General features: G+C 75.8%; 9 protein-coding genes and 1 pseudogene. 9 read left to right on the top strand and 1 reads right to left on the bottom strand.

Translation table 11 applies throughout. The features are described from left to right. Window positions 1–319: 319 nt before the first annotated feature. The 6 genes and pseudogenes from mihF to ASG36_RS23035 form a co-directional block, all read left to right on the top strand. Window positions 320–646, top strand: a complete 327-nt coding sequence (gene mihF, locus ASG36_RS00425; RefSeq protein ID WP_055757977.1) for an integration host factor, actinobacterial type — start codon at window positions 320–322, stop codon at window positions 644–646. Window positions 647–711: 65 nt separating this feature from the next. Next, a complete protein-coding gene (gene gmk / locus ASG36_RS00420; RefSeq protein ID WP_055757974.1) occupies window positions 712–1,254 on the top strand; it encodes a guanylate kinase in 543 nt (180 codons plus the stop codon). Between the two features lie 57 nt (window positions 1,255–1,311). After that, the gene (rpoZ, locus tag ASG36_RS00415) at window positions 1,312–1,575 is read left to right on the top strand and encodes a DNA-directed RNA polymerase subunit omega (RefSeq protein WP_014741310.1); all 264 of its coding nucleotides are present in this window, start codon (window positions 1,312–1,314) and stop codon (window positions 1,573–1,575) included. A gap of 136 nt (window positions 1,576–1,711) precedes the next feature. Beyond that, the gene (coaBC, locus tag ASG36_RS00410; protein ID WP_055757971.1) at window positions 1,712–2,932 is read left to right on the top strand and encodes a bifunctional phosphopantothenoylcysteine decarboxylase/phosphopantothenate--cysteine ligase CoaBC; all 1,221 of its coding nucleotides are present in this window, start codon (window positions 1,712–1,714) and stop codon (window positions 2,930–2,932) included. Between the two features lie 118 nt (window positions 2,933–3,050). Further along, window positions 3,051–4,256: a methionine adenosyltransferase gene (metK, locus tag ASG36_RS00405; protein WP_055757968.1), complete on the top strand. Its 1,206-nt coding sequence runs from the start codon at window positions 3,051–3,053 to the stop codon at window positions 4,254–4,256. A 44-nt stretch (window positions 4,257–4,300) separates the two neighbouring features. After that, window positions 4,301–4,594: pseudogene (locus tag ASG36_RS23035) on the top strand (primosome assembly protein PriA); the annotation flags it as partial. Between the two features lie 1,674 nt (window positions 4,595–6,268). On the opposite strand, the gene ASG36_RS00395 reads toward ASG36_RS23035, so the two are convergent. Continuing rightward, window positions 6,269–6,775 carry a hypothetical protein gene (locus ASG36_RS00395; protein ID WP_055757962.1) on the bottom strand — a complete coding sequence of 169 codons (507 nt, stop codon included), beginning with the start codon at window positions 6,773–6,775 and terminating at the stop codon, window positions 6,269–6,271. A 65-nt stretch (window positions 6,776–6,840) separates the two neighbouring features. On the opposite strand from ASG36_RS00395, the gene def reads away from it, so the two are divergent. Genes def through ASG36_RS00380 form a run of 3 tightly spaced genes read left to right on the top strand, consistent with a single transcriptional unit; the run spans window position 6,841 to window position 9,763 of the window. Then, window positions 6,841–7,398 carry a peptide deformylase gene (gene def, locus ASG36_RS00390; RefSeq protein ID WP_055757958.1) on the top strand — a complete coding sequence of 186 codons (558 nt, stop codon included), beginning with the start codon at window positions 6,841–6,843 and terminating at the stop codon, window positions 7,396–7,398. Next, window positions 7,341–8,324, top strand: a complete 984-nt coding sequence (gene fmt / locus ASG36_RS00385) for a methionyl-tRNA formyltransferase (protein ID WP_369794072.1) — start codon at window positions 7,341–7,343, stop codon at window positions 8,322–8,324. The genes def and fmt overlap by 58 nt, the downstream gene beginning before the upstream one ends. Next, window positions 8,321–9,763: an RsmB/NOP family class I SAM-dependent RNA methyltransferase gene (locus ASG36_RS00380; protein ID WP_082522687.1), complete on the top strand. Its 1,443-nt coding sequence runs from the start codon at window positions 8,321–8,323 to the stop codon at window positions 9,761–9,763. The genes fmt and ASG36_RS00380 overlap by 4 nt, the downstream gene beginning before the upstream one ends. Window positions 9,764–9,772 lie beyond the last annotated feature (9 nt).

Raw genomic sequence — 9,772 nt, 5'->3', positions numbered from 1 at the left:
CGGCAGGTGCGTCCTGGTCGGGTTCCGATCCCGGCCGTGACCGGATCCCCGGTGGACGACAGGTGACGCCGAGGTGGCCCCCGGCGCGACCAGCAGTCATCACGCTGAGTAGCCGGACGGGGGCGTGTCGTTTGGTGGAGCAGCACAACGGGTCCGCCCACGGGCCCCCGGGGGGCACGTGACCTGCGCGTTCACGGTGACTAGGTTGGCCGCCAGGCTCTAGCAGACGGGCCACCCCCGCACCCCCTGCTCGTCCACCCCCCACACCCGAGATCCCCCGCCGGCGGGAGAGCCGCCGGCACGACACGATTGGTTCACCGTGCCTCTCCCCGAGCTGTCCCCCGAACAGCGCGCTGCTGCCCTCGAGAAGGCCGCCGCCGCCCGCAAGGTCCGCGCCGAGCTCCGCGAGAAGCTCAAGAGCAAGGGCACCTCCGTCGGCGACGTCCTCAAGCAGGGCGACACCGACGAGATCATCGGCAAGATGCGCGTCTCCGCCGTCCTGGAGTCCCTCCCGGGTGTCGGCAAGGCCCGCGCTGCGAAGATCATGGAGCGGCTGGAGATCTCCCCGACCCGCCGCGTGCGTGGCCTGGGCGCCAACCAGCGCAAGGCCCTCGAGGCCGAGTTCGCCGGCGACCAGTCCGCCTGACCCGCACCCCCCCGACCCGACCCCGAGGACTGCCGAGAGTGGCTCGACCGCCTGCCCGACTGACGGTGCTCTCGGGACCCTCCGGGGTCGGGAAGGGGACGGTCGTCGCCGAGGTACGACGACGGCACCCCGACGTGTGGGTGTCGGTCTCGGTGACCACCCGCAAGCCCCGACCCGGCGAGGTCGAGGGGGAGCACTACCTCTTCCTCGACGACGAGGCCTTCCAGTGGCTGATCGACAACGACGGGCTGCTGGAGTGGGCGGAGTACGCCGGCAACCGCTACGGCACCCCCCGGGCCCCCGTCGAGGAGCAGCTGGCCTCCGGCAACCCGGCGCTGCTGGAGATCGAGATGCAGGGCGCCCGCCAGGTGCGCAGCCGCGCCGCCGACGCCCAGCTGGTCTTCCTGGCCCCGCCGTCGTTCGAGGAGCTGACCCTGCGGCTGTCGGGTCGGGGGTCCGAACCGGCCGACGTGATCGAGCGTCGGCTGGCCATCGCGCGGGCCGAACTGGAGTCCGTCGGGGACTACGACGTGGTCGTGGTGAACGACGACGTCGCCCGGGCCGCCGACCAGTTGGTAGTCTTGCTGACTGCGCCACCACCGGCCTGAGCGCAGCACCCTGCGATCGGCCCCCAGCGCACCGTCCTACCGAGGAGTCCCACGCCCGTGTCCGGAGTCGCACCTGCCCCCGAGGGCATCACCAACCCGCCGATCGACGAGCTGCTCGAGCGCACCAGCAGCAAGTACGGCCTGGTCATCTATGCGGCCAAGCGGGCCCGCCAGATCAACGCCTACTACAGCCAGCTCTCCGAGGGCCTGCTGGAGTACGTCGGCCCGTTGGTCGACACCGCCCCCCAGGAGAAGCCCCTCTCCATCGCCCTGCGCGAGATCAACGAGGGCCTGCTGACCCACACCGCCGGCGAGAACTAAAGAGGACCTGGGTGCCCCCCACCGCACGCTCCGCGCGCGGCGGGACCCTGCACCCAGGCCGTTCCATCCCCCGGGATGGTGATCGAACCCCCGACCGGTGTCGGGGGTTCTGTCGTTGCTGGGGAGTATTGAGCCCATGAGCCGGATCGTGCTGGGCGTCGGGGGCGGCGTGGCCGCCTACAAGTCGGCACTGCTGCTGCGCGCGCTCACCGAGCGCGGGCACGACGTGCGGGTGGTGCCGACGGCGTCGGCGCTGCGGTTCGTCGGCGCGGCGACCTTCGAGGCGCTCTCCGGCAACCCGGTCAGCACCGAGGTCTGGGACGACGTCCCCGAGGTCGCGCACGTCCGGATCGGCCAGACCGCCGACCTGGTGCTGGTCAACCCGGCGACCGCCGACCTGCTGGCCCGCGCGGCGTCCGGTCGGGCCGACGACCTGCTCACCGCCACCCTGCTCACCGCACACTGCCCGGTGGTCTTCGTGCCGGCCATGCACACCGAGATGTGGCTGCACCCGGCCACCCAGGACAACGTGGCCACCCTGCGCCGGCGCGGTGCCGTCGTCCTCCCGCCCGCGGTCGGCCGGCTCACCGGCCCGGACTCCGGGCCCGGCCGGCTCCCCGAGCCCGCCGACGTCGCCGCGTTGGCCGAGGTCGTGCTCGCCGGCGGGGCCGCGGCCCTGGCCCCGGACCTGGCCGGACGCCGCGTGCTGGTCAGTGCCGGCGGCACCCGTGAGCCGCTGGACCCGGTCCGCTACCTGGGCAACCGGTCCTCGGGCCGGCAGGGCTGGGCACTGGCCCGGGTCGCCGCTGCCCGCGGCGCCGAGGTCACCCTGGTCGCCGCCAACGTCGAGGACGGCGCCCCGTTCGGCTGCCGCGTCGTGCCGGTCGGCTCCGCCGAGGAGCTGCAGACGGCGATGGTCGAGCACGCCCCCGCTGCCGACGTCGTCGTCATGGCCGCCGCGGTCGCGGACTTCCGGCCCACCGCGGTCGCGACCACCAAGCTCAAGAAGGGCAGCGGGAGCGAGCCCAGCGAGGTCGCGCTCACCCGCAACCCCGACGTCCTCGCCGGGCTGGTCACCGCCCGACCGGCGGGGCAGCTGGTCGTCGGGTTCGCCGCGGAGACCGGGGACGCCGAGGCCGACGTGCTCACCCACGCCCGCGCCAAGCTCGCCCGCAAGGGCTGCGACCTCCTGGTGGTCAACGACGTCTCCGGCGGGCAGGTCTTCGGCCGGCCGGACAACGCGGTCACCGTGCTGGCGGCCGACGGGTCGGCCACCGAGGTGCCCACCGGACCCAAGGACGTCGTCGCGGCCGGGATCTGGCACGCCGTTGCAGACCGACTGGGTCCGCGCCGGTAACCTCGTCGACCGGTGCCCCGTCCGACCGGACCGGAGGCGCCGAAGACCGTCAGCAGGACCCAGCACCACCGGAGTGCGCAGCCGCGCAGCTCACCTCAGTCCGCCCAGGGAGTCCCGAGTGTCACGTCGTCTGTTCACGTCCGAGTCGGTCACCGAAGGACACCCGGACAAGATCGCCGACCAGATCAGCGACGCGATCCTGGACGAGATGCTCACCCAGGACCCGCGCAGCCGGGTCGCCGTCGAGACGATGATCACCACCGGCCAGGTGCACATCGCCGGTGAGGTCACCACCGGCGGCTACGTCGACATCGCCAAGGTCGTCCGCGAGACGATCCTGGGCATCGGCTACGACAGCTCGCGCAAGGGCTTCGACGGCGCCTCCTGCGGCGTCAGCGTCTCCCTCGGCGCCCAGTCGCCCGACATCGCGCAGGGCGTCGACGTCGGGTACGAGACCCGCACCGGTGCCGCCGACCGCGCCGCGGCCGCCGAGGACCTCATCGCCAGCCAGGGCGCCGGCGACCAGGGCCTGATGTTCGGCTACGCCAGCGACGAGACCCCCGAGCTCATGCCGCTGCCGATCGCGCTGGCCCACCGGCTCTCCAAGCGGCTGTCCGCGGTGCGCAAGGACGGCTCGGTGCCCTACCTGCGTCCCGACGGCAAGACCCAGGTCACCGTGGTCTACGAGGACGACCGTCCGGTGGGCGTGGAGACCGTGGTCGTGTCCTCCCAGCACGCCGAGGACATCAGCATCGACACGCTGCTGACCCCTGACATCGAGGAGCTGGTGGTCCAGCCCGAGCTCGCCGCGCTCGGCCTGCCCACCACCGGGCACCGGCTGCTGGTCAACCCGACCGGCAAGTTCGTCATCGGCGGCCCGATGGGCGACGCCGGCCTGACCGGCCGCAAGATCATCGTCGACACCTACGGCGGCATGGCCCGCCACGGTGGCGGTGCGTTCTCCGGCAAGGACCCGTCGAAGGTGGACCGCTCGGCGGCCTACGCCATGCGCTGGGTGGCCAAGAACGTCGTCGCCGCGGGTCTGGCCCGCCGCTGCGAGGTGCAGGTCGCCTACGCGATCGGCGCCGCGAGCCCGGTGGGTCTGTTCGTGGAGACCTTCGGCACCGGCACCGTCCCGGACGACGTGCTGGAGAAGGCGATCACCTCGGTGTTCGACCTGCGCCCCGGTGCCATCGTCCGCGACCTGGACCTGCTCCGGCCGATCTACCGGCCGACCGCGGCCTACGGGCACTTCGGTCGCACCGACCTGGACCTGCCCTGGGAGAAGACCGACCGCGTCGACGCGCTGAAGTCAGCCGTCTGACCACCCTCCCGATCCCCGACGACCCGGGTCGCCCGCAGCTGCGGGTGGCCCGGGTCGTCGTCGACGTGCCCCTGGCGCACCTGGACCGGCCCTTCGACTACGCCGTCCCCGACGACCTCGCCGAGGCCGTGGTGGCCGGCTGCCGGGTGCGGGTGCGGTTCTCCGGCCAGCTGGTGGACGGCGTCGTGCTCGAGGTCGGCTCGACGACGACGCACACCGGGAAGCTCGCCGCGCTGGCGAAGGTCGTGTCGTCCGAGCCCGTGCTCACCCCCGAGGTGGCCGAGCTGACCCGCGCGGTCGCCGACCGGCACGGCGGGGTCATGACCGACGTGCTGCGGCTGGCCCTCCCGCCGCGCCGCGGTGCCCCGGAGAAGCGGCCGGTCGCCGACCCGCCGCCGGCCCCGGAGCCGCCGGACCCCACGGGGTTCGCCCGCTACCCGACCGGCGAGGCCTTCCTGGAGGCCCTCGCCCTCGGCCGTCCGGTCCGGGCGGTCTGGACGGCGCTGCCGGGGGAGGACTGGCCGACCCGGCTGGTCGAGCTGTGCCGGGCCACGTTGTCCGGCGGCCGGGGTGCACTCGTCGTGGTCCCCGACGGCAAGGACCTCGACCGCCTCGCCGCGGCCGCGGCCACCCAGCTGCCCAAGGGCTCGGTCGCGGTGCTGCGCGCGGACTCCTCGCCCGACACCCGCTACGGCCGGTTCCTCACCGTCTCCCGCGGCACTGCCCAGGTCGTGCTGGGCACCCGGGGCTCGGTGTTCGCCCCGGTGCGCGACCTGGGCCTCGTCGTGGTCTGGGACGACGGCGACGACCTGCACGCCGAGCCCCGCGCGCCCTACCCGCACACCCGGGACGTCGTGGTCCAGCGCGCCCACCTGGCCGGCTGCTCTGCGGTGGTGGCCGGCACCGCGCGGACCGCGGAGGCGGCACTGCTGGTGGAGTCCGGCTGGGCGCACGAGCTGGTCGCCGACCGGGCCACGGTCCGCCAGGCCGCGCCCCGGGTGCAGGCGCTGGGCGAGGACTCCGAGCTGGCCCGCGACCCCGCCGCCCGCAGCGCCCGGCTGCCCTCGCTGGCGTTCCGGGTCGCCCGGGAGGCCCTGGCCGCCGGTGCCCCGGTGCTGGTCCAGGTCCCGCGCGCCGGGTACGCCCCCGGGCTGGTCTGCGACCGCTGCCGGGCACCGGCCCGGTGCGTGCACTGCGCCGGCCCGCTGGGGGTCGCGGCCTCGCCCGGTGCCTCCGGTGCCCGGGTCGCGGCCTGCCGGTGGTGCGCCCGGCCCGCGGCGGTCTTCGACTGCCCGCACTGCCACGGCACGAAGCTGCGCGCCTCGGTCGTCGGTGCCTCCCGCACGGCGGAGGAGCTGGGCCGGGCGTTCGCCGGTGCACCGGTGCGGGTCAGCGGCCGGGGGTCGGTGCTGGCCGAGGTCGAGCCGGGGCCGGCCATCGTCGTCGCCACCCCGGGCGCCGAGCCCGTCGTCCCCGGCGGCTACGGGGCGGCGTTGCTGCTGGACTCCTGGGCGCTGTTGGGCCGGGCCGACCTGCGCGCGGGGGAGGAGACCATGCGGCGGTGGGCGAACGCCGCGGCCCTGGTGCGCCCGGCGCCTGCGGGCGGTCAGGTGGTGGTCGTCGCCGACGCCGGGCACCCGGTGGTGCAGGCCCTGGTGCGCTGGGACCCGGCCGGGCTGGCGGCCCGGGAGCTCGCCGACCGCCGCGAGCTGGGCTTCCCGCCGGTGACCCGGCTGGCCGCGCTGAGTGCCTCACCGGCCGCGCTGGCGGAGTTCCTCGACGCGCTGCGGTTGCCCCCGGGTGCCGACGTGCTGGGTCCGGTGCCCGAGCCGTACCGGCCGGGTCAGCCCGCCGACGAGGAGCGCGAGCGGTTCCTGGTGCGGGTGCCCCGTCAGGACGGCGTCGCGCTGGCCCGCGCGCTGCACGACGTGCAGGGCGTGCGGTCGGCCAGGAAGGTCACCGAGCACGTCCGGGTGCAACTGGACCCCCCGGAGCTCTAGCCGGGGACGAGGTCAGTGCTGGTCGGCCGCGGCCAGCTCGGCCTCCCACGCGGCGAGGTCGGCCTCCTCGGCGGCCAGGGCCACGTCGTCGGCGATCCGCACCGTCGAGCGTCGCCACCAGAACGGCAGCGTCGACGCCGCGGTGAGCAGCCCCACCCCGATGCCCAGCGCCAGGTGCGGTCGGTCGTGGCCGCGGCGGGCCAGCACCCGGGCCAGTGGCCCGTCCAGCACGGTGGCCGTCAGCCCCCAGCCGACGGCGATCAGCCCGGCGGTGACGCTGAGCTGCTGCTCCTCCGGGTGTGCCGGACGGGGCGGTCGCCCGGCGGCCACGGCCTGCAGGGTGGGCAGCTCGGCGGCCAGGGCGTCGGTGGCGACGGCGGTGGCGATGCCGGCGTACAGCCGGCGGCGGCCCGGGGACCGGCGGGGGTGGTCCAGGGCAGCCTGGGCGGCGCCGACGACGACGCCGTCCAGGGCGCTGCTGAGCAGGGCGCGGGCGCGGTGCTGTGCATGGCGGGCCATGCCGGAACGCTACCGGGCCGGAGCAGGCGGCGTCGTCGTCCTCCCGGGGCCCGTATCCTCGCCCGGTGAGCGTCACCCCCATCCGGATCATGGGCGACCCGGTGCTGCGCGCCGTGGCCGCCCCCGTCGTCGACTTCGACGCCGAGCTGCGCACGCTCGTCACCGACCTGACCGAGACCATGCACGCCGCCGGCGGTGCCGGTCTGGCCGCCCCGCAGATCGGCGTGGGTCTGCGGGTCTTCACCTGGTACGTCGACGGCGAGGTCGGGCACATCGTCAACCCCGACGTCGTCCCGGTGGGCGAGGAGACCGAGGAGGACGCCGAGGGGTGCCTCTCCATCCCCGGCTACCGCTTCGACTGCCGCCGGCACCTCTACGTCGCGGCCTCCGGCTGGGACGTGCACGGGGAGCCGATCCGGGTGGAGGGCTCGCACAAGCTGGCCCGGGCGATCCAGCACGAGACCGACCACCTCGACGGCGTGCTGTTCGTCGACCGCCTCGACGCCGAGGCCCGTGCGGCCGCCCTGTCCGTGCTCGGCGACGCCGAGTGGCAGGGCCATGCCGCCTGGCTGCCCGACGGCAGCCCGGCACCCGCCCCCGTCGTGAAGGTGAGCCCGCACTGAAGCTGCTCTTCGCCGGGACGCCGTCACCGGCGGTCCCGTCGCTCACCGCCCTGCTCGCCAGCGACCACGAGGTGGTCGCGGTGCTCACCCGCCCCGACGCCCGCGCCGGCCGTGGCCGCCGCGAGGTGCGCTCCCCGGTCGCCCAGCACGCCGACGAGGCGGGCATCCCGGTGCTGCAGCCCCGCTCGCCCCGGGAGCCCGAGTTCCTCGAGCAGCTCGCCGACCTCGCCGTCGACTGCGCCCCGGTGGTCGCCTACGGGGCGCTGGTGCCCCCGGTCGCCCTCGACGTCCCGAGGCACGGCTGGGTCAACCTGCACTTCTCGCTGCTGCCGGCCTGGCGGGGCGCCGCCCCGGTGCAGCACGCGGTGATGGCCGGTGACGAGGTCACCGGCGCGGCCACCTTCCAGCTGGAGGCGGGCCTGGACACCGGGCCGGTCTTCGGCGTCGTCACCGAGGCGATCGGCCCGCGCGACACCGCCGGGGAGCTGCTCGACCGGCTCGCCGTCACCGGCGCCCGGCTGCTGGTCGCCACCCTGGACGGCATCGCCGACGGCTCGCTGGTGCCCGAACCGCAGCCCGCCGAGGGTGTCTCGCTGGCCCCCAAGGTCGAGACCGCCGATGCCCGCGTGGACTGGTCGCTGCCGGCGCACGTGGTCGACCGCCGGGTCCGCGGGGTCACCCCCGCCCCCGGCGCCTGGACGACGTGGCGCGGGGACCGGCTGCGGCTGGGTCCGGTCGAGCCGCTGGACAGCTCCCTGGCCCTGGCCCCCGGCGAGGTGTCGGTCGGACCGACCGGTGTGCTCGTGGGCACCGGTCGCGGTGCCGTCCGGCTCGGCGAGGTCCAGCCGGCGGGGAAGAAGATGCTGCCAGCCGTCGACTGGGCGCGCGGCGCCCGGCCGGCCGACGGCGAGCAGGTGGGCGCGTGACCGGCCCCCGCAAGGGCACCGGCCGCGGCACCGGTCGGGGCGGCGGCAACCGCGGCACCGGCCGCCCGGCCGGCCCGCGCACCGTGCAGGCCCGTCCGGAGTCCCGCCGGGTCCGCCCGGTGCTGGACGGCGCGCGGCTGACCGCCTACGACGTGCTCGACGGCGTCTCCTCCCGGGCCGCCTACGCCAACCTGCTGCTGCCCCAGCTGCTGCGCGAGCGCCGGCTGGAGCCCCGCGACGCCGGGTTCGCCACCCAGCTCGCCTACGGCACGCTGCGCGCCACCGGCACCCTGGACGCCGTCCTCACCGGGTTGGTCAGCCGCCCGCTGGCCGAGCTCGACCCGCGGGTGCTCGACCTGCTGCGGCTCGGCGCCCACCAGCTGGTCGACCTGCGGGTGCCCTCGCACGCCGCGGTCGACACCACCGTGGCCCTCACCCGGGCCATCGTGGGCACCGGCGCCTCCGGGCTGGTCAACGCCGTGCTGCGCAAGGTCGCCGCCGGCGGCTCGCGCGAGGAGTGGATCACCGCCCTCGGGGTGACCGGGGACGAGCGGCTGGCGCTGCTGACCGACCACCCACTGTGGATCGTGCAGGCCTGGCGGGAGGCGCTGGGCGCCGATGCCGAGCTCGAGGCCGCCCTGCTGGCCGACGACGCCGCCCCCGAGGTGCACCTGGTCGCCCGGCACACCGACCGGGACGCCCTGGCCGCCGATTCCGGCGGGGACCCCGGCCCGTGGTCGCCGTACGCGGTCCGGCTGCACGGCGGCGACCCCGGGAAGCTCACCGCGGTGAAGGACGGCACGGCCGCGGTGCAGGACGAGGGCTCCCAGCTGGCCGCCCTCGCGCTGTCCCGCGCACCGCTGGAGGGCACCGACACCCGCTGGCTGGACCTGTGCGCCGGGCCGGGCGGGAAGGCGGCACTGCTGGCGGCCGTCCGGCCCGCGGGCGTCCACCTCACCGCGGCCGACCGGTCCGAGCACCGGGTCGAGCTGGTCCGTTCTGCGCTGGGCCAGGAGCCCGACGTCGAGCTGCTGGTCGCCGACGGCCGCGAGGGCCCGTGGGAGCCGGGCTCCTTCGACCGGGTGCTGCTGGACGCACCGTGCACCGGGCTGGGCGCGCTGCGCCGTCGTCCCGAGGTGCGCTGGCGGCGCACGGCCGAGGACGTCGCCCCGCTGGCCGAGCTGCAGCGCGAGCTGCTCGACGCCGCGCTGGCCGCCGTCCGGCCCGGGGGAGTGGTGGCCTACGTGACCTGCTCACCGCACACCGTGGAGACCGTGGACGTGGTGGCGACCGTCGCCGGGCGGGACGACGTCGAGCTGCTCCCGGTCGCCGGGCTTTTTCCCGAGGTGCCCGACGCCGCGCGGGGGGACGCCCTGCAGCTGTGGCCGCACCGGCACGGCACCGACGCGATGTTCGTGCAGCTGCTGCGCCGGGTGTGATCCTGGGCG

This window comes from Geodermatophilus sp. Leaf369, from assembly GCF_001424455.1.
Taxonomy (GTDB): Bacteria; Actinomycetota; Actinomycetes; order Mycobacteriales; family Geodermatophilaceae; genus Klenkia.
The sequence above is the reverse complement of the archived record's forward strand: the minus strand, read 5'-3'. Positions and strand labels throughout refer to the sequence as shown.